The sequence below is a fragment of the Enterococcus sp. DIV1283b genome (assembly GCF_051710965.1).
Classification (GTDB): domain Bacteria; phylum Bacillota; class Bacilli; order Lactobacillales; family Enterococcaceae; genus Enterococcus_B; species Enterococcus_B lactis.
This window is the reverse complement of record NZ_JBIOLR010000001.1, coordinates 1594261-1612339: the sequence shown is the minus strand read 5'-3', so window position 1 is coordinate 1612339 and position 18079 is coordinate 1594261. Positions and strand designations below refer to the sequence as shown.

Below are 18079 nucleotides of genomic sequence, written 5' to 3'. Positions count from 1 at the left end.
GCTATTTACTTAAGAAAGAAGTGGACTGGATGGATAAATTACAAGTAATCGCTGATTATAGCATGGAACAATTAGCACATGATCAAACGGGACATGGAAGCGACCATACCAAAAGAGTCGTCAAGCTAGCAGAGAGAATTTTGGATACGGAACCGCAGGCAGATCGTTTTGTGACGCTTGCAGCAGCTTACCTACATGATACGATTGATGATAAAGTCGTTAAAGATGAGAACAAAGCAAAGCAACAGCTTCGTGTATTTCTTCGCTCTTTGCCAATCACAGAGGAACAGATTTCAATGATTTTTGCCATTATCGAAAATATGTCCTTTTCTAAAAATCTCTCTGAAGCAGTCGAACTATCTTTGGAAGGGAAGATCGTTCAAGATGCTGATCGTATCGAAGCGTTAGGAGCAATCGGCATTTTGCGAACTGCTTATTTCGGTGGAGGACATGGACACCCGATTTTTGATTCTGAACTGTATCCACAAACATTCAAGGACAAAAAAAATTACCGAAAAGGCACGACAGTGATCAATCATTTTTATGAAAAACTGTTCTTGTTGCCTGATAAAATGAACACTGATTACGGATACAAAGAAGCCAAACGTAGAGAAGGCTTTATGCGTGAATTTTTAGATGAATTTTTTCTAGAGTGGTCTATTGACGATCCATCTTTCACACCAAATAATTGGATCAAAAATAACAAAAAATGATGGAGATTGTGACCGAGGAGTTGGTGGGAGAACACCGTTTATTCGGAAGAAGGGATTGTGATAAGATATTTGTCACAGTCCTTTTTTCAAATTCAACATGGATATTTTGTGAAAAAACAATCAGATAATAAGATTAAAAATTGCTGATAAACAAAGATGAAAGCTTTTTGCTTATTTTTTTTATTTTTTATTGGTCTATGCGAGAAATAGATTAAAAATTCAGAATATACTTGATTTTATCTAGCTAGCTTCCATCAATGGTTTTGCTGTGTTTTCTTTCTGTGTAAATCAAAATATCACCATTATTTAAAAGTTAATTCTTCATACTATACAATTTCTTTTAAAGTAAAAAGATGCAGTAAATAAAAAATATGGTTAAATAACTCTCATAATTGATGTAAGCGTTATCAAAAATGTGGCATACTTGCTTCGTAGATGAATGACACGATATATGTTTGGTATGTTCTGCAAGACAGATGAATATGGAGGTGGAGGCCATGTCTTCCAAAGAGTTAACGATGTATTTGGAGAAAGAATTGGAGCAACTGAAAGAAAAGGGATTGTACAACACGATCGATATACTAGAAAGTGAAAACGGTGCTTGTATCATCGTAGACGGAAAAAAGATGATCAATCTGGCATCCAACAATTACCTCGGGTTTGCCAATCGCAAAGAATTGAAAAAAGCATGTATTGAAGCAACTGAAACTTATGGCGTAGGAGCAGGTGCAGTCCGAACGATCAATGGTTCGCTGAAGATCCATCAACAATTAGAAGAAAAAATCGCAGAATTCAAAGGGACAGAAGCTGCAATCGCCTTTCAATCTGGATTCAACTGTAATATGGGCGCTATCTCTGCAGTAATGACAAAAGAAGATGCTATCTTATCGGATGAATTAAACCATGCATCTATCATTGATGGCTGCCGTTTATCCGGAGCAACAATCATCCGAGTTAAACATCAAGATATGGAAGACCTTGAGAATAAAGCGAAGGAAGCCGTAGAAAGTAAGAAATATAAAAAAATCATGTATATCACAGATGGGGTTTTCTCTATGGATGGAGACATTGCACGATTGCCGGAAATCATCCCAATCGCCGAAAAATATGGACTAATCACCTATGTAGATGATGCGCACGGCTCAGGTGTAACTGGAAAAGGTGCAGGAACCGTCAAACATTTTGGATTAAGCGACAAAATTGATATGCAAATGGGTACGTTATCGAAAGCTGTAGGTGTTGTTGGGGGCTATGTAGCTGGTTCAAAAACATTGATTGACTGGTTGAAAGCCAGAAGCCGGCCATTTTTATTTTCTACCTCGCTAACTCCTGGAGCAGCTGCCTCTGCATTGGCTTCAATCTCTTTGATGCAAGAACATCCGGAACTTGTCGAAAAAGTTTGGGAAAATGCTAATTATTTTAAAGAAGAATTGAAAAAAGTCGGCTATAACATCGGTGTGTCTGAAACACCTATCACTCCAGTTATTTTAGGAGATGAAAAAGTGACTCAGACTTTTTCTAAAAAACTGATCGAACATGGGATTTATGCTAAACCAATCGTTTATCCAACTGTTCCTCTGGGGACAGGCAGGATCAGAAATATGCCGACTGCGGAACATACAAAGGAAATGCTTGATGAAGCAGTAGCGGTTTATCAAAAAATAGGAAAGGAAATGGAAATTATTTAACTAATTTAGTTTTTTCGCATATTTAAAATTAGAGAACATGTTCACGCATATATTGTTAATCATCTGAAGATAGTAGTAAAAAAGATCAGGGAGGATCATCATGAAAAAAGTATTGGTGACAGGATGTTTAGGACAAATTGGTTCAGAGTTGATCACACGGCTACGTCAAGAACTAGGCAGTGAAAATGTCATTGCGACAGATATACGCATGCCTGAAGTCATTGAGAAAAACGATATCTTTGAGATCCTAGATGTAATGGATTACGAAAAAATGCGCAGCATAGCAGAACAATATCAAGTGGACACATTGATTCATTTGGCTGCTCTTTTGTCAGCTGTTGCAGAAGCAAAACCACAATTAGCCTGGGATTTGAACATGACTGGGCTGGTCAATGCATTGGAAGTCGCTAGAGAATTCCAGCTGAAATTTTTTACGCCAAGTTCAATCGGCGCGTTTGGTCCAAATACTCCAAAAGATCATACCCCACAAGATACTCTTCAGCGTCCTACAACCATGTATGGAGTAACGAAGGTAGCTGGAGAACTACTATGTGATTATTATTATGTGAAATATGGCGTAGATACTCGTGGTGTACGTTTCCCTGGATTGATTTCTTATGCAACCTTGCCAGGAGGCGGTACGACAGACTACGCAGTCGATATTTATTATTCAGCAATCAAAGAAGGAAAGTACACTAGTTTCATTGATCAAGGTACATCAATGGATATGATGTATATGCCAGATGCAATCGATGCCATTATAAAGCTCATGAACGCAGACCCTAATCGACTAGTTCATCGAAATGCCTTTAATATATCGGCAATGTCTTTTGAGCCTGAAGAAATTAAAGCATCTATTCAAAAAATCATACCAGATTTTGAAATGGATTACGATGTGGATCTTGTGCGTCAATCGATAGCAGAATCTTGGCCAAACTCACTAGATGTTTCTTGTGCGCAAGAGGAATGGGATTTTTCGCCAAAATACGATTTAGATGCAATGACAAAGGATATGTTGGAAAAACTGAGAGAAAAATTAGCAGAGACGGTATAAAACAAGAACCATAGCCAAAAAGGTTTCTATACTTTTTGGCTATGGTATGGAAGGAGGTAAGTAATGGAAGAATATCAAGCCACGCCAGTAAAGGAAGTAAAAACGGAAAATGAATTGAAGCGTACGATGGGTTTTTTCACTGCTTTATCGACTGTTATGGGTACAGTAATCGGTGCAGGGGTGTTTTTCAAAGCCGCAAGCGTAGCAGAAGTAACAGGTACCGTCAGTTTGCATATGTTTTCCTGGTTTCTAGGTGGTGTGATCTCTGTTTGTGCAGGACTGACAGGAGCTGAATTGGCAGCGGCTATTCCTGAAACAGGCGGGATGATCAAATATATCGAACGGATTTACGGAAATACAGCAGCATTTTTACTTGGCTGGGCTCAAGTCGTGATTTATTTTCCAGCCAATGTAGCAGCCTTGTCGATCATTTTCGGTACACAGTTCGTCAATTTATTCGATCTTTCCCAATCGATGATTGTTCCTGTAGCTGTTACAGCTGCTGTATCGATCATGCTGATCAATTTTTTAGGTTCTAAAGCTGGAGGAGCTTTTCAGTCGATTACGCTTGTCTGCAAACTCATTCCTTTGTTTGTGATCGTTATTTTCGGTTTATTCCGACAAGAAGGAGTAGACTTCCAACTGTTTCCGATCCAAGCAGGAGAAAATCTTTCATTTTTCTCTGCCTTGGGAGCTGGCTTGCTAGCAACGATGTTCGCATACGACGGTTGGATACATGTAGGAAATATTTCGGGAGAATTGAAAAAGCCGGCGAAAGATTTGCCAAAAGCAATTTCTTTAGGAATCATCGGAATCATGATCGTTTATTTATTAGTAAATGCGGTGTTCTTAAGAACCGCATCTATCGACGGAGTCGTAGGAAACAGCAATGCGGCAAGTGATGTTGCAAAAATGATTTTTGGCGGCTTTGGTGGAAGACTGGTCACAATTGGTATCTTGATTTCTGTTTATGGAACTATCAATGGCTATACCCTTACTGGAATGCGTCTCCCTTATGTTATGGCAAAAGAAAACAACCTGCCTTTTAGCAAGCTCTTTGCTAAACTTCATGATAAAACTAAAGTTCCTGTAGCCGCAGGTATCTTAGAGCTAGTCATCGCTATTGGCATGATGATGATTGGTGGTTTTGATACACTAACGGATATGCTGATCTTTGTCATTTGGATTTTTTATACGATGGTCTTTGTTGGTGTCATTCTTCTTCGTAAAAAAGAACCTGATCTGATTCGACCATATAAAGTTCCAATGTATCCGTTTATCCCATTAGTAGCAATCATTGGAGGAACCTTTATTGTATCAAGCACACTTATTACTCAAACTTTTTTAGCTTCGATGGGGATCGCATTGACACTTGCCGGTATCCCGTTTTACCTTTATTTGAAACGTAGATAGCTAAAAATGATTCGAAATACATTAGAAACAAATTTTCTGCTAAACAAACTATTTTATGGGAATGAGGAATACACGGAAGAAATGACAGAAGCACTCATTCATTTAGATTACGTAGATGATGCTCTGTCTACGACGAAATAGCAAAATAACAGGCAGAAATCGGGTTCAACCGATTTCTGCCTGTTATTTTGTTTCGCGTAAGAGAAATATTCGGCGTACACCGCGATAAATATTCAATAAAACCAAGCAACCAGAAATGAAAATGGGAAGCCAAATCAGATAGACAGGGTAGCCAATCATTTTAGACAAAGCATGTGGAGTCATTTTATCCATTTCAAGAAGCGCTTGCTGCCAAGTCTGAAGATTGAAGACTAGCATGAAACCCGAAATAATCAGGAGAATAAATCCTAAATAATGAATGGTAGTTCTTTTTCTTACATAAGCGATCGTAGCATAAAGGAACAGTAAAAAAATAGGTACGCCAAAAACAAAGTACATATTCAGCATCTCGACACCCCCTTTGAGTTTATCTTACTTTACTTTGAAAGAAATGAGAAATAATAGCCTCGTTACTTGCTTGAAACAGCAAAGGACTGCTAAGATAAGGGAGATACAAAGAATCAAGGAGGAGTCATATGGCAAGTTATATCGAACCGATTCGTTTTGCGCTGATTGTTTTTCCATTTTTAGCCTTAGCGATTTCATCTGTTTTTTTTATTTATGAATATCGAAAATATGGAACATTTCTAGTAACAAGGGCAGTTATTTTGTATTCCTTTGTTTTTTATTTATTGTGTGCATACTTTCTGGTGATCTTACCACTTCCGGCAAAGGAGACGGTTGCCCAAATGACAGGGCCAAAGATGGAGCTGCATTTATTTGCTTCATGGCAACATTTCAGAGACAACACGGTATTGGTATTGTCTGAACCTAGTACCTATCTGCCGGCAATGAAGCAGAGTGTATTTTTGGAACCAGCTTTTAATGTTTTATTACTCATACCATTTGGCATTTATTTAAGATATTATTTCCGGCTTTCTTTTATGAAAACGATGATTGCTAGTTTCTGTCTATCACTATTTTTTGAGCTGACACAGTTAAGTGGACTTTATTTTATCTACCCAAGACCATACCGCTTATTTGATGTGAATGATTTAGTGACAAATACATTGGGTGGAATCATTGGTTTTGTCGTTACGCCGTTATTTACATTTATGCTTCCTACGAGAAGACGGATGGATGAACTTTCTTATGAAAAAGGGAAGACTGTCTCGTTGACACGACGTTTAGTCGCTTATTTGATCGACTGGACATTTTTATCTATTGTCAATTTTATCGCAGCGATTTTCTTTAAACTTGCGTTTGATTCAGGGACAGTTACTTCTCATATCTGGTGGCTTTTATTGGAAGTAGGGCTATATTTTATAATCGTACCGTTTATAACCAATGGATGGACACTTGGGAAAAAAATTGTACGCATCCGCTTGGTGGAGCAAGACCGCGAGCGAATTTCTTTGAAAGCATTAATCGTCCGCTACGGGTATCTATATTTTCTTTTTTATGGTTTAAGCTGGTTGGGGCAGTTGCTTCAGCAAATCATGAATTCGACAACGAATACGGTGTTGCAGATGAGTGCAGTATTCATTTCTCTCGGTGTCTTGTTACTGCAAGGTATTTTTATTTTAAATATCTTGCTATCATTTTTGAGAAAAAAACGGATTCTGTTTTATGAAAAAGCTAGTCACACATCTACTGTTAGCACGATTGCTCAAACAAAGGATGATGATTCTCGAAATTAGCTGAGCAAAAATACTTTGTCTATGTTATAATGCCAAAGTCGTGATAATTTAAAGAGAAGAGGTGCACGAATGAATAATTTTGATATATTCCGCTTCAAACCATTTATCAATGAAGCGTTAGCCGCAAAGGGCTTCAAACAGCCCACAGAGGTCCAGGAACGTTTGATTCCTTTAATTAAAAAAGGAAAAAATATCATTGGGCAATCTCAAACTGGTACAGGAAAAACACATACGTTTTTGTTGCCGTTGTTTGAAAAAATCAATGCAGATAAAGAGGAAGTACAAGTTGTTATTACAGCTCCAAGTAGAGAACTGGCTGCACAAATTTATGAAGCAGCTACACAAATCGCTAAATTTTCTACACCGGAGATCCGTGTTTCGAATTTTGTCGGGGGGACAGACAAACAGCGTCAGTTAAACCGTCTGCACCATCAGCAGCCGCAGGTCGTAGTAGGCACGCCTGGTAGAATATTAGATATGATGAATGAACAAGCGCTGAAGATTCACACAGCATTTGCATTTGTTGTTGATGAAGCGGATATGACATTGGATATGGGCTTTTTAAATGAAGTAGACCAAATTGCAAGTCGGTTACCAGAAAAATTGCAGTTCTTAGTCTTTTCTGCCACTATTCCAGAAAAACTGCGTCCATTCTTGCGAAAATATATGGAGAATCCAATCATTGAAGAAATCAAGCCGAAAGCAGTTATTTCTGAAGATATCGAAAATTGGCTGATCTCAACAAAAGGTAAAGATGAGAATCAAATGATTTATCAACTGCTGACGATTGGTCATCCTTATTTAGCAATCGTATTTGCCAATACAAAACAGCATGTGGATGAAATTGCTGATTATTTGAAAAACCAAGGCTTGAAAGTAGCAAAGATTCACGGGGACATCACACCAAGAGAGAGAAAACGAGTGATGCGACAAGTACAGAATCTGGAGTATCAATATGTTGTAGCGACTGATTTAGCTGCTAGAGGAATCGATATCGAAGGTGTTTCTCATGTTATCAATGCAGAAATCCCGGAAGATCTGGACTTCTTTATCCATCGTGTCGGACGTACTGGACGTAATGGTTTAAAAGGAACGGCCATTACGTTGTATTCACCAAACGATGAACAAGCCATTGATGCGATCGAGAAATTAGGCGTCTCGTTTGAACCAAAAGAAATCAAAAATGGTGAAATCGTTAAAACATATGATCGTAATAGACGTACCAAACGAGAAAAATCAAAGGATGTATTAGACCCAACTCTGATTGGACTTGTGAAGAAGAAAAAGAAAAAGATCAAGCCTGGTTATAAGAAAAAAATCGATTGGGCAATTGCAGAAAAAAATAAAAAAGAACGTAAAATCGAACGCAGACAGCAAAGTCGTACTGCTCGTAAAAATAAGAAAAATTCGCATAAATAAAAACAAGAGGTTGTGACAGAAGGCGTGTCACAATCTCTTGTTTTTAAGCTAGACTTTTTTCCATTCCGATACAAAGTACTTCATCTTCAATAAAAGGTTCTGTGCAAGTATGATACCCTTGTTTTTCATAGAAATCTACAGCCGTCATTTCAGCTACTACATAACTAGTCTGACAACCTTCTGACATCGCCCGTTTTTCTGCAGCTTCAAGCAACTGACCGCCTAACCCTTTTCCTCGGTATTCTTTTGCTACGCAAAAGCGTTCTGGCTTAAAGCAAGTAGGTGTTTTCTTTTCATAACGCAATGTGGCTACTGGTCTTTTTTGATCAAGAAATAGATAATAGTTTTGTTGCGGGATATCTTTTCCGTCGAATTCTAGTTCTGCAGGAATCCCTTGTTCTAATACAAAAACTTGATATCTCAAAAAGCAGCTAGCTGCGCGGATCCATTCATCTGCGCCAACTATTTTTTTCATTATATTCCTCCTCATCATGAATAACAGAGATGTATTGATTTCTTTATCCTTATCGTACCAAAAAATATGGAATATGACCAAAAGGAAATAAAAATAGGCAATTGAGATATTGACAGTGATTGACAGAATGCGTATACTTATTAAAGTACGAAAAGGACATGATTTGTTTTTTTAAGACTCACAGAAAATTCTTTCTTGGCTGAAAAAAGAATAGTCACTAATCAAATTGCTCCCTTTTTCTATTTTGGTAGAAATACCGACGCAGCTCAGCGTTATCGAGTTTAAGAGGTAATGATTACACATCATTGCAATCAAGGTGGTACCGCGAGTTTTCGTCCTTGGCTGTGATGGTGTTTTTTTGTATTTAATTTATAGAAAGCAGGTAATGACATGAAACAATTAAGTAGTGCACAAGTTCGACAAATGTTTCTTGATTTCTTCCAATCTAAAGGACATACAATTGAACCTAGTGCGTCTTTGATCCCCGTGAACGATCCAACCTTATTGTGGATCAACTCTGGTGTTGCAACATTGAAAAAATATTTTGATGGTTCAGTTGTACCAGAAAATCCAAGAATCACGAATGCCCAAAAATCTATTCGAACAAATGATATCGAAAATGTCGGTAAAACAGCACGTCACCATACGATGTTTGAGATGCTGGGTAATTTTTCTATTGGTGACTATTTCAAAAATGAAGCCATCCACTGGGCATGGGAATTTTTGACTGATCCAAAATGGATGGCATTCGATCCAGAAAAACTTTATGTAACAGTTTATCCAAAAGATACAGAAGCCAAACGTATCTGGCATGAAGAAGTCGGTCTGCCGTTAGATCACATTATTGATGTAGAAGACAACTTCTGGGATATCGGTGCAGGCCCATGTGGACCGGATACAGAAATTTTCTATGATCGAGGAGAAGCTTATAACGATTTAGCAGAAGATGATCCTGAAAACTATCCAGGAGGAGAAAATGAACGTTATTTAGAAATCTGGAACTTGGTATTTTCAGAATTCAACCATAAACCTGATAATACATTTGAACCACTTCCTCATAAAAACATTGATACGGGCATGGGATTAGAACGTATGGTCTCAATCGTTCAAGATGCGCCAACGAACTTTGAGACAGATTTGTTTATGCCTATTATCCACGCTGTAGAAAAGCTAAGCAAACAAGTAAAATATGGTGAAAACCCAGTAACAGATATTTCTTACAAAGTAATCGCAGATCATATTCGCGCTCTTTCATTTGCTATTGGCGACGGTGCATTACCATCGAATGAAGGAAGAGGGTATGTCTTACGCCGTTTGCTTCGTCGTGCGGTCATGCATGGGAAAAAATTAGGTATTGAACAAGCATTCTTATATCGTTTAGTCCCTGTCGTTGGGGAAATCATGGTAAGTTATTATCCTGAAGTACTTCAACAAAAAGAATTTATTGAAAAAGTTATCCGTACAGAAGAAGAACGTTTCAATGAAACAATCAATGAAGGTTTGGAAATCTTGAATCAAGTGATCCAAGAAGTGAAAAACGAAAACGGTACGACTCTAGCAGGAAAAGACATCTTCAAACTATACGACACATATGGCTTCCCAGTAGAATTAACGGAAGAGGTGGCAGAAGATGAAGGACTGAAAGTTGATCATGCTGGTTTTGAAAAAGAAATGGACGCACAACGTGAACGTGCTCGTTCTGCCCGTAGCACAGAAAAATCAATGGGTGTACAATCTGCTTTATTGACAGATATCAAAGTAGAAAGTAAATTCATCGGATACACGGAGCAAGAATCAGATAGTCAATTATTGGTCATCGTAAAAGGCGAATCTCTTCTGAATGAAATCGCAGAAGGTGAAGCTCAAATGATCTTTGACCAAACACCTTTTTATGCAGAAATGGGTGGGCAAGTAGCAGACCAAGGTTGGATCATGGATGAAGCAGGAGAAATCGTTGCAGTTGTTACAGATGTTCAAAAAGCGCCTAATGGTCAATTTATGCACACAGTAGAAGTAAAAGCACCAATGAGCGAAGGACAAACCTATCATCTATTGATCGATCAATCGATGCGCAATCGTATCATCAAAAACCATACAGCAACCCATCTACTGCACAAAGCATTGAAAGAAGTACTTGGCGAGCATGCAAATCAAGCTGGTTCTTTAGTCGCTCCTGGACATTTACGATTCGACTTTACCCACTTTGGTCAAATCACTTCAGATGAATTAGCTGAAATGGAAAGAATCGTCAACGAAAAAATCTGGGAAGCTATCCCAGTTGAAACAATTGAAACAGATATCGATACAGCCAAAAATATGGGTGCAATGGCTTTGTTTGGTGAAAAATACGGACATGACGTTCGCGTAGTAAATATTGGCGGTTGGTCAATCGAATTGTGCGGAGGCACACATGTAGCAAACACAGAAAATATCGGAATCTTCAAAATCGTTTCTGAATCAGGAATTGGTGCAGGCGTGCGACGAATCGAGGCTGTAACAAGCAAAGAAGCGTACGAACTACTTGAAGAAGAAGAAAAACAACTAAAACAAGTAGCAACAATTGTTAAATCACCTCAATTGAAGGAAGTTGTTTCAAAAGCGGAACAATTGCAACAGCAAGTAAGAGAGCTGCAAAAGGAAAATGAACAATTAGCTAGCAAGTTAGCGAATCAACAAGCCGGTGATGTATTCAAGGATCCAGAAACGATCAATGGAAAAACAATCATTGCAGCACAAGTAAAAGTGAAAGACATGAATCAGCTGCGTCAATTAGCTGACCAGTGGAAACAAAAAAATATCTCAGACATTCTTGTTTTAGCAAACGAACAAGAAGGAAAAGTCAGTCTGCTAGCGGCAATGACGAAAGAATCAAATGAAGCTGGACTAAAAGCTGGCGACTTGATTAAAGCAATCGCACCGAAAGTAGGCGGTGGCGGTGGTGGACGTCCAGATATGGCACAAGCTGGTGGGAAAAATCCTGCTGGTATTCCAGATGCACTTAAAGCTGCGAAAGAATGGCTTGCGCAACAATAGACCGTTTATGTTTGATAGAAAAAAACAACTGTTCAATCATTGAACGAAACACGATCATGAGGGCGAAGACAAATAGTCTTGCCCTCATACTTTTTTCGATGGAATAGAAGAGCGCATCTAATCAAATGGTCGATTTCGGATGGTCTTTAGTTGACGAAAGTGACAGAAATTTTTACGATTAGTATAAATAAAAAGGGGTGAAAAAAATGAATAGCAGAAATAAAACCTTTCGACTAGTCTTACGTGCTATCTTATTAGCAATCATCATCGTACAAGCTATGGTACCTTGGCTTGGCTTTATTCCATTAGGGTTCATCAGTTTAACGATTATTCATATTACAGTAATTATTGCCGCAGTAGTATTGGGTCCAAAAGATGGTATGGTAATTGGCCTGTTTTGGGGAATTGCTACAATTGTCCGTGCCTACGCCATGCCGACAACACCATTTGATACATTGGTATTCACGAACCCGATTATTTCGGTAGTTCCCAGAGTGCTTGTTGGCTTAGTAGCTGGTTTGGTTTTCCACTGGATTTATCAAAAAAATAAATCAATAACGATCAGCTCGGTCTTTGCAGGGGTATTAGGTTCATTGGTCAATACAGTCTTAGTGTTAGGATTCATGGGATTGTTTTATACAGGTGCAACGGCAGATGCCTATGGTGTAGATTCTGCTCTTTTATTTAAAACCTTAGCAGGAGTTGCAGCAATCAATGGGATACCCGAAGCAATAGGTGCGGGAATCATAACACCATTACTAGCAAAAGCCTTATTTGCAGCAACACCATTAAAACCAGAATAATGGCCATCTTTGAGTGAATAATAGGACGCATGATAGATAGAAAAAGGAAGAGAGGAGAGGAAAAGAATTGTCCTCTCCATCTTTTTACCTGAGCAACAAGCAAACTAGAAGGGGTAAAAAACTTGGTTAAGAAACAAGAAGAAAAAAAGAAACAAATACTGCAACAGCGGACAAAAAAAGGAGTACTAGCTGGCGTATTAGGATTGGTTACGAATCTGATTTTGTTTGTCTCTAAGCTAATGATCGGGCTTTTTTCAGGGAGTGTCTCCATTATGGCTGATGCAGTGAATAGTCTATCAGACACTGCTTCATCCATATTGACTTTGATTGGATTTAAAATTGCTGCAAAGCCAGCGGATCAGGAACATCCTTATGGACATGAACGTTTCGAATATATCAGTGGGTTATTTGTTTCAATCATCATTACTTATGTAGGATTTCAATTTTTAGAGTCATCCGTTGAAAAAATCATCCATCCAGAAAATGTCTCTTTAGCACCCATCGTCTTTTTTGTCCTGATCATTTCCATCTTTTTGAAATTTGCACAAGGAAAAATGTATCAGGTTATTGCACGATCCATTGATTCTGAAACATTGAGAGCTACAGCAACAGATAGTTATAATGATGTCTTTACTACACTGGCTGTATTGCTTTCAGCAGCAATCGAATGGGTAACTGGATGGCGTATCGATGGATATATCGGTTTTGCTTTAGCATTATATATCCTTTATAGTGGATTGACGATGCTTCGGAATTTTGTATATGAACTATTAGGTAGTCGTCCAACGTCAGCAGAGATTGAAGAAATGGAAGAGCACTTGAATGCCTGCGACGATATACTTGGCTATCATGATTTGCTGGTGCATAACTATGGACCCAATAAACGCTTTGCATCAGTCCACATCGAAGTAGATGAATCAATGAATTTGAATGAAGCACATAAGATTATTGATCTGATAGAAAAAGACTTTAAAAAGTCTTTGGACGTGGAACTTGTCTGTCACTTGGACCCAATGCCTGTTGATAACGAAAAATACTATAATATCTTGCATCAATTAAAGCAAATTCTTCTTGAAACAGGTAGAGGGCTCGATATACATGATTTTAGAGTCATCCATCAAGGGAAAACGCTGCAGTTTGATGTAGTTGTTCCTGAAAAATTCCAATTTGATGATACAGAACTCGAAAGAATCTTACGTATTCAAATAGAAGAGAAAATCGGAGATTATCATTTGGAAATCACGTTTGATCACAATTATCTTTTGTATTAAAGATAAGATACTAAAAAGACTCTTTAAAGTTTTTTCTTCAAAGAGTCTATCTTTCTTTTAATTGTTTTTGTAGAGCTTGTCGTGCGAGGTTATCTGCCCCTTTGTTTTTGTTTTCGGGCAACCATTGCAGGATCAATAAGGAAAATTCAGGCAGAAGTTCTTTGATTTTTTGGAGATAGGGAAGGAAAAGCTCGTTCTTCGTTGTGTTTTTATCGACTGTAGAAACCAGTGTTTTGCTGTCTGAAAAACAGAAAATCGTTTCATTCTGTAAATCTTTATTCTTTAGAAATTCTAAAGTTTTTAAAAAGACTTCGAACTCTGCTTGATGGTTTGTCCCTACGGAAAGGGGAATAGATAGCTGTTCTTGTTTACCTTGATAGACAATCAAAATCCCTCCTCCGCTAGGTCCAGGGTTGCCTTTTGTAGAGGCATCAATGTATACTTTTAACATAAAAAGAGATTCTCCTTTTTGTTCAAATTAATGTTATGGTAAGATTATATCATTACTGAATCGGTGAGAGGTTAGAGAATGAAAAAAAATATTCGATGGCAGCCTGAACTGGCACATACGATCATCTATTGGTCATTGACCTTGATCATTCTGTTTTTTAGTCTGATTCTTTCTTTAGAAAACACAGGTCCTTATTGGAAAAGCAATATTGTTTTAGGTGTTTTTCTTGTTTTTCTATTTCTAGGATGGCGGCGTTCTTTTATTTTAAAATCCAACTCGGTCATCATACGCTATGCTGCTTTTTGGAAAGACCGAGAAATAACTGTCGGTCAGATTCGGTCTTTGACACCGACTAATACAGGAGTACAAATGACATTGCAAAATGAGAAAGACCCATCTGTTTTTATGATGCGAAAAAAAGATCAAGTGGTTCTTTTTGATCATCTTGAAAAAAACGGGCCTAAAGTAGGACCATCTTCTCAACAGCAAAGAAATAATACCCCATATACGAAAAATAGAAAAAGTTAATTTTAAAAAATAGGCCCTGAAGAAATGAATCTTTGTAGGAAAAGAAAAGAGTGAGACGTACGGATAACCCGTTAAGCGTCTCACTCTATTTGATTATCTAAATCAATGTATACTGGATTCGGAAGTCTGAACACTGCCTTTCTTGACATGGGCAGCTTGTGTTCCTCGATTCCCCTCGATGATCTCAAATTCGACCACTTGATTTTCTTCCAAAGTTTTGAATCCCTCTTCTTCAATCGCAGTAAAATGTACAAAAATTTCTTCTGTGTCATCATAACTGATAAAGCCGTATCCTTTTTTGTTGTCAAACCATTTTACAATTCCTGTGGTCAAAGCACTCACGACCTTTCTAAAGTCTGATCATAGCCTTCATTATAAAGAGTATTTATAAGTACGTCAAATAAATTAAAAACCTGTAATTTAATGTTTTTTTTCTGAATAAAAAAAGGTATAATTGGCATATCTTAACAAAGAAGATATTTTGTTGAATAAAGTTCGTGAAAAGGGGTAATCAAATGAAGAGTGATCTGCAAATTTCACAAGAAACAGAGCTAGAACCGATTGTTGAAGTAGCTAGTAAATTAGATCTTAAGGAAGACGATTTGGAACTGTATGGGAAATATAAGGCGAAAATCAATTTTTCTGGAATCAATCGATCAAAGGATAACGCTGAGGGGCATTTGATCTTAGTTACTTCCATCAATCCAACACCAGCTGGCGAAGGAAAGTCAACGATCACTGTAGGGTTAGGAGACGCGCTCAATAAAATCAATAAAAAATCTGTTATTGCATTGCGAGAACCCTCACTTGGTCCTGTGATGGGAATCAAAGGTGGTGCTGCAGGCGGAGGATATGCACAGGTATTGCCTATGGAAGATATCAACTTGCATTTTACTGGTGACATGCATGCTATCACAACAGCTAATAATGCATTATCTGCTCTTTTAGATAATCATATTCATCAAGGAAATGAATTGAACATCGATGCCCGCCGAGTGATTTGGAAACGGGTAGTCGATCTCAATGATCGTGAACTGCGTAAAGTAATTGTTGGCTTGGGTGGGCCAATCCAAGGTGTCCCAAGAGAAGATGGGTTTAATATCACAGTTGCCAGCGAAATCATGGCTATCTTGTGTCTTGCGGCAGACCTTGAAGATTTAAAGGCTCGTCTTGCAAGGATCGTTGTCGGCTATACATTTGACCGTCAGCCTGTGACTGCTGGAGACTTGAAAGCAGAAGGCGCTCTGGCATTACTGCTGAAAGATGCAATCAAGCCGAATCTTGTACAAACAATTTACGGAACACCAGCTTTTGTCCACGGGGGACCGTTTGCCAATATCGCCCATGGCTGCAATAGTATTTTAGCTACCAAGACAGCATTGAGATTAGCAGATTACGTTGTCACAGAGGCAGGATTTGGTGCAGATCTTGGCGGAGAGAAATTTTTAGATATCAAAGTACCTAACTTGAAAAAAACGCCGGATGCAGTGGTGATCGTCGCAACTATCCGCGCATTGAAAATGCATGGCGGAATGAAAAAAGATGAACTTAAAAATGAGAATCTTGACGCTTTGAAAATAGGTTTTGCAAATCTAAAACGTCATATACGTAACATGGAACAATACCAACTCCCTGTGATCGTCGCAATCAATGAATTCGTAACAGATACAGATAGTGAGCTTACATTGCTGGAGCACTTGTGCGAAGATCAGGGAATCCTTGCTAAAAGAGCAAGTGTATGGGCAAATGGAGCAGAAGGTGGCGTTGATTTAGCAGAAGCTGTGGTACGATTGATTGATAGAAAAGAAGCTGATTACAAGCCATTGTATCGCCTAGAAGAAACGATACAAGAAAAGACTGAAACAATCGTCAAGAAAATCTACGGAGGAAATGGTGTTGTTTTTAGTAAAAAGGCGCAAAAACAAATAGAAGAATTTACGAAAAATGGATGGGATAATTTGCCGATTTGTATGGCGAAAACACAATATTCATTCTCTGATGATCCTTCCTTGCTAGGCGCACCTGAAGATTTCACTATCACGATACGTGAGATCATCCCAAAATTAGGGGCAGGATTTTTAGTAGCCTTAACTGGGGATGTTATGACGATGCCTGGTTTGCCTAAAAAACCTGCTGCATTAAATATGGACGTGACAAACGACGGAGAAGTATTGGGATTGTTTTAAGCTTAATTATAATCTACCGTATACTAAATAACTTTCATTAAACATAAGAGGAGCTGTATTTTGACTACAGCTTCTTTTTTTGAAGGTATCAAGAGATTAATTGTGTTTGCGCTAGGATCATTCTTTTTCTTTATTGTATTTTGAGCTATACTAAAGCATAATAGGAGGGTACGATGAAAACGACATTTATAAGAAAAACCGGTTTTTACGGTATGGGCAGCTCGATTCAATTAAGAATCAATAATGAAAAACGCAGTGTTCTCAATCATGAACAAAAGATAACGCTTGATCTGGAAGTGCCCTTTACGATGCAGGTCACCTTTTATTGGCTAAAAAGCCCCGTTTATACAGTGAAAGAAGCAAAGCCTGTCTATGTGATCACAATGAATAGTTTGATTCTTCAGATCTACCCGTTCTTATTTCTGGCAACTGGGTTGGGGGCCGTTTTCCTACAAAATCTATTTTTCAGTTTTTTTGCAGTTATCGTGTTGTTTGCGTTCTTTTTCTATATAAAAAACCGGGCATATTTGATCAAGGAGGAAAATTATGGCAAACTCTGATCTTTTTTTAATCAGTTTCAATCGAATCGAAAAATGGATGAGAGACGAGATGGGAAATGCACGAAACATGGGATTTACCGAACTTGTCAGACGCCTAGCTCAAAGAAAACAATTGATGATCAGAAAATATGAAGATGATCTTTTACAGCTTGCTCAGTTGAGGAATGCGATCGTCCATGACCGAATCGCCGTCGATTTTGTCATTGCCGAACCAAATGATTGGACAGTCAAGCGAATCCAGCTGATCGAACAAGAACTAATACGCCCAGAAACCGTACTACCTCGATTTGCGAAACGTGTAACAGGTTTTGAGCAAGATCTTCCGCTACTTGAACTGTTAAAGATAGTAGCAGAAAAAAGGTATTCACAGTTTCCGTTATACAATAAAGGAAAATTTGTAGCATTGATTACTTTACGAAATATCGGATTTTGGCTAGCAAAAGAAAGCCAAAAAGGTCCTGTTGATTTAACAAATAAACGAGCATTGGATTTGATTATCCAGAATGGGAAGTACACAAATTATCATTTTGTTCCAGCTAAAACACATATTTACGAGGTTGAAGCGATGTTTCGCGAGCAAGGAACTTTGGAAGCCGTACTTATCACTAAAGATGGGAATCCCGATGGTAATCTGCTTGGGATCATACGACCTCGCGATATTTATAAACAAATAGAAAAGGATTGAT

Annotated in this window: 18 protein-coding genes; 14 read left to right on the top strand and 4 right to left on the bottom strand. The window is 38.2% G+C overall.

Going from position 1 to position 18079, the window contains the following annotated elements; translation table 11 throughout:
• Nucleotides 1-29: 29 nt before the first annotated feature.
• From IGJ53_RS07910 to IGJ53_RS07890, 5 genes are all read left to right on the top strand, one after another.
• The gene (locus IGJ53_RS07910; protein ID WP_259741843.1) at nt 30-713 is read left to right on the top strand and encodes an HD domain-containing protein; all 684 of its coding nucleotides are present in this window, start codon (nt 30-32) and stop codon (nt 711-713) included.
• Nucleotides 714-1210: 497 nt separating this feature from the next.
• Nucleotides 1211-2401 (top strand): glycine C-acetyltransferase, encoded by a 1191-nt coding sequence (locus IGJ53_RS07905; protein WP_002315081.1) that lies wholly within the window; start codon nt 1211-1213, stop codon nt 2399-2401.
• 100 nt (nt 2402-2501) lie between these two features.
• On the top strand, nt 2502-3455 hold the full coding sequence (locus IGJ53_RS07900; RefSeq protein ID WP_010732658.1) for an L-threonine 3-dehydrogenase: 954 nt from the start codon (nt 2502-2504) through the stop codon (nt 3453-3455).
• A 63-nt stretch (nt 3456-3518) separates the two neighbouring features.
• Nucleotides 3519-4868, top strand: coding sequence for an APC family permease (locus IGJ53_RS07895; protein ID WP_002372401.1), 1350 nt, complete (start codon nt 3519-3521; stop codon nt 4866-4868).
• A gap of 6 nt (nt 4869-4874) precedes the next feature.
• On the top strand, nt 4875-5009 hold the full coding sequence (locus IGJ53_RS07890; protein WP_259741842.1) for a hypothetical protein: 135 nt from the start codon (nt 4875-4877) through the stop codon (nt 5007-5009).
• Nucleotides 5010-5051: 42 nt separating this feature from the next.
• Here IGJ53_RS07890 and IGJ53_RS07885 read toward each other — a convergent pair whose 3' ends face one another.
• Nucleotides 5052-5375 carry a hypothetical protein gene (locus tag IGJ53_RS07885; protein ID WP_010732657.1) on the bottom strand — a complete coding sequence of 108 codons (324 nt, stop codon included), beginning with the start codon at nt 5373-5375 and terminating at the stop codon, nt 5052-5054.
• Between the two features lie 128 nt (nt 5376-5503).
• Here IGJ53_RS07885 and IGJ53_RS07880 point away from each other — a divergent pair, with 128 nt between their 5' ends.
• Together IGJ53_RS07880 and IGJ53_RS07875 are read left to right on the top strand one after the other, a co-directional pair.
• Nucleotides 5504-6667, top strand: a complete 1164-nt coding sequence (locus IGJ53_RS07880) for a VanZ family protein (protein ID WP_259741841.1) — start codon at nt 5504-5506, stop codon at nt 6665-6667.
• 69 nt (nt 6668-6736) lie between these two features.
• Nucleotides 6737-8086 carry a DEAD/DEAH box helicase gene (locus IGJ53_RS07875; protein WP_002372411.1) on the top strand — a complete coding sequence of 450 codons (1350 nt, stop codon included), beginning with the start codon at nt 6737-6739 and terminating at the stop codon, nt 8084-8086.
• 43 nt (nt 8087-8129) lie between these two features.
• Here IGJ53_RS07875 and IGJ53_RS07870 read toward each other — a convergent pair whose 3' ends face one another.
• Nucleotides 8130-8561 (bottom strand): GNAT family N-acetyltransferase, encoded by a 432-nt coding sequence (locus tag IGJ53_RS07870; RefSeq protein ID WP_086328279.1) that lies wholly within the window; start codon nt 8559-8561, stop codon nt 8130-8132.
• A gap of 390 nt (nt 8562-8951) precedes the next feature.
• Here IGJ53_RS07870 and alaS point away from each other — a divergent pair, with 390 nt between their 5' ends.
• The 3 genes from alaS (at nt 8952) to IGJ53_RS07855 (ending at nt 13668) form a co-directional block, all read left to right on the top strand.
• Nucleotides 8952-11594, top strand: coding sequence for an alanine--tRNA ligase (gene alaS, locus IGJ53_RS07865; protein ID WP_259741840.1), 2643 nt, complete (start codon nt 8952-8954; stop codon nt 11592-11594).
• A gap of 206 nt (nt 11595-11800) precedes the next feature.
• The gene (locus IGJ53_RS07860) at nt 11801-12397 is read left to right on the top strand and encodes an ECF transporter S component (protein WP_002309336.1); all 597 of its coding nucleotides are present in this window, start codon (nt 11801-11803) and stop codon (nt 12395-12397) included.
• Between the two features lie 122 nt (nt 12398-12519).
• The gene (locus IGJ53_RS07855) at nt 12520-13668 is read left to right on the top strand and encodes a cation diffusion facilitator family transporter (protein ID WP_010732654.1); all 1149 of its coding nucleotides are present in this window, start codon (nt 12520-12522) and stop codon (nt 13666-13668) included.
• A gap of 46 nt (nt 13669-13714) precedes the next feature.
• Here IGJ53_RS07855 and IGJ53_RS07850 read toward each other — a convergent pair whose 3' ends face one another.
• Nucleotides 13715-14119 carry a ribonuclease HI family protein gene (locus tag IGJ53_RS07850; RefSeq protein WP_002372420.1) on the bottom strand — a complete coding sequence of 135 codons (405 nt, stop codon included), beginning with the start codon at nt 14117-14119 and terminating at the stop codon, nt 13715-13717.
• Between the two features lie 78 nt (nt 14120-14197).
• Here IGJ53_RS07850 and IGJ53_RS07845 point away from each other — a divergent pair, with 78 nt between their 5' ends.
• Nucleotides 14198-14647 (top strand): EbsA family protein, encoded by a 450-nt coding sequence (locus tag IGJ53_RS07845; protein ID WP_002372422.1) that lies wholly within the window; start codon nt 14198-14200, stop codon nt 14645-14647.
• Between the two features lie 102 nt (nt 14648-14749).
• On the opposite strand, the gene IGJ53_RS07840 is transcribed toward IGJ53_RS07845, so the two are convergent.
• On the bottom strand, nt 14750-14980 hold the full coding sequence (locus tag IGJ53_RS07840) for a cold-shock protein (protein WP_002315067.1): 231 nt from the start codon (nt 14978-14980) through the stop codon (nt 14750-14752).
• A 182-nt stretch (nt 14981-15162) separates the two neighbouring features.
• Here IGJ53_RS07840 and IGJ53_RS07835 point away from each other — a divergent pair, with 182 nt between their 5' ends.
• The 3 genes from IGJ53_RS07835 (at nt 15163) to IGJ53_RS07825 (ending at nt 18078) form a co-directional block, all read left to right on the top strand.
• Complete coding sequence (locus tag IGJ53_RS07835) at nt 15163-16833, top strand: formate--tetrahydrofolate ligase (RefSeq protein ID WP_438749990.1); 1671 nt, start codon at nt 15163-15165, stop codon at nt 16831-16833.
• 173 nt (nt 16834-17006) lie between these two features.
• Nucleotides 17007-17393 carry a hypothetical protein gene (locus IGJ53_RS07830; RefSeq protein WP_010732652.1) on the top strand — a complete coding sequence of 129 codons (387 nt, stop codon included), beginning with the start codon at nt 17007-17009 and terminating at the stop codon, nt 17391-17393.
• Nucleotides 17380-18078 carry a CBS domain-containing protein gene (locus tag IGJ53_RS07825; RefSeq protein WP_002309327.1) on the top strand — a complete coding sequence of 233 codons (699 nt, stop codon included), beginning with the start codon at nt 17380-17382 and terminating at the stop codon, nt 18076-18078. Before IGJ53_RS07830 ends, IGJ53_RS07825 begins: the two co-directional genes overlap by 14 nt.
• Nucleotide 18079 lies beyond the last annotated feature (1 nt).

Excerpts from the sequence above, each read along its gene's own strand:
- IGJ53_RS07845 (WP_002372422.1), top strand. The coding sequence starts at position 14,198 with ATGAAAAAAAATATTCGATGGCAGCCTGAACTGGCACATACGATCATC.
- IGJ53_RS07870 (WP_086328279.1), bottom strand. The coding sequence starts at position 8,561 with ATGAAAAAAATAGTTGGCGCAGATGAATGGATCCGCGCAGCTAGCTGC.
- IGJ53_RS07910 (WP_259741843.1), top strand. The coding sequence starts at position 30 with ATGGATAAATTACAAGTAATCGCTGATTATAGCATGGAACAATTAGCA.
- IGJ53_RS07875 (WP_002372411.1), top strand. The coding sequence starts at position 6,737 with ATGAATAATTTTGATATATTCCGCTTCAAACCATTTATCAATGAAGCG.
- IGJ53_RS07825 (WP_002309327.1), top strand. The coding sequence starts at position 17,380 with ATGGCAAACTCTGATCTTTTTTTAATCAGTTTCAATCGAATCGAAAAA.
- IGJ53_RS07900 (WP_010732658.1), top strand. The coding sequence starts at position 2,502 with ATGAAAAAAGTATTGGTGACAGGATGTTTAGGACAAATTGGTTCAGAG.
- IGJ53_RS07895 (WP_002372401.1), top strand. The coding sequence starts at position 3,519 with ATGGAAGAATATCAAGCCACGCCAGTAAAGGAAGTAAAAACGGAAAAT.
- IGJ53_RS07830 (WP_010732652.1), top strand. The coding sequence starts at position 17,007 with ATGAAAACGACATTTATAAGAAAAACCGGTTTTTACGGTATGGGCAGC.
- IGJ53_RS07885 (WP_010732657.1), bottom strand. The coding sequence starts at position 5,375 with ATGCTGAATATGTACTTTGTTTTTGGCGTACCTATTTTTTTACTGTTC.
- IGJ53_RS07890 (WP_259741842.1), top strand. The coding sequence starts at position 4,875 with ATGATTCGAAATACATTAGAAACAAATTTTCTGCTAAACAAACTATTT.
- IGJ53_RS07905 (WP_002315081.1), top strand. The coding sequence starts at position 1,211 with ATGTCTTCCAAAGAGTTAACGATGTATTTGGAGAAAGAATTGGAGCAA.
- IGJ53_RS07835 (WP_438749990.1), top strand. The coding sequence starts at position 15,163 with ATGAAGAGTGATCTGCAAATTTCACAAGAAACAGAGCTAGAACCGATT.
- IGJ53_RS07880 (WP_259741841.1), top strand. The coding sequence starts at position 5,504 with ATGGCAAGTTATATCGAACCGATTCGTTTTGCGCTGATTGTTTTTCCA.
- alaS (WP_259741840.1), top strand. The coding sequence starts at position 8,952 with ATGAAACAATTAAGTAGTGCACAAGTTCGACAAATGTTTCTTGATTTC.
- IGJ53_RS07850 (WP_002372420.1), bottom strand. The coding sequence starts at position 14,119 with ATGTTAAAAGTATACATTGATGCCTCTACAAAAGGCAACCCTGGACCT.
- IGJ53_RS07860 (WP_002309336.1), top strand. The coding sequence starts at position 11,801 with ATGAATAGCAGAAATAAAACCTTTCGACTAGTCTTACGTGCTATCTTA.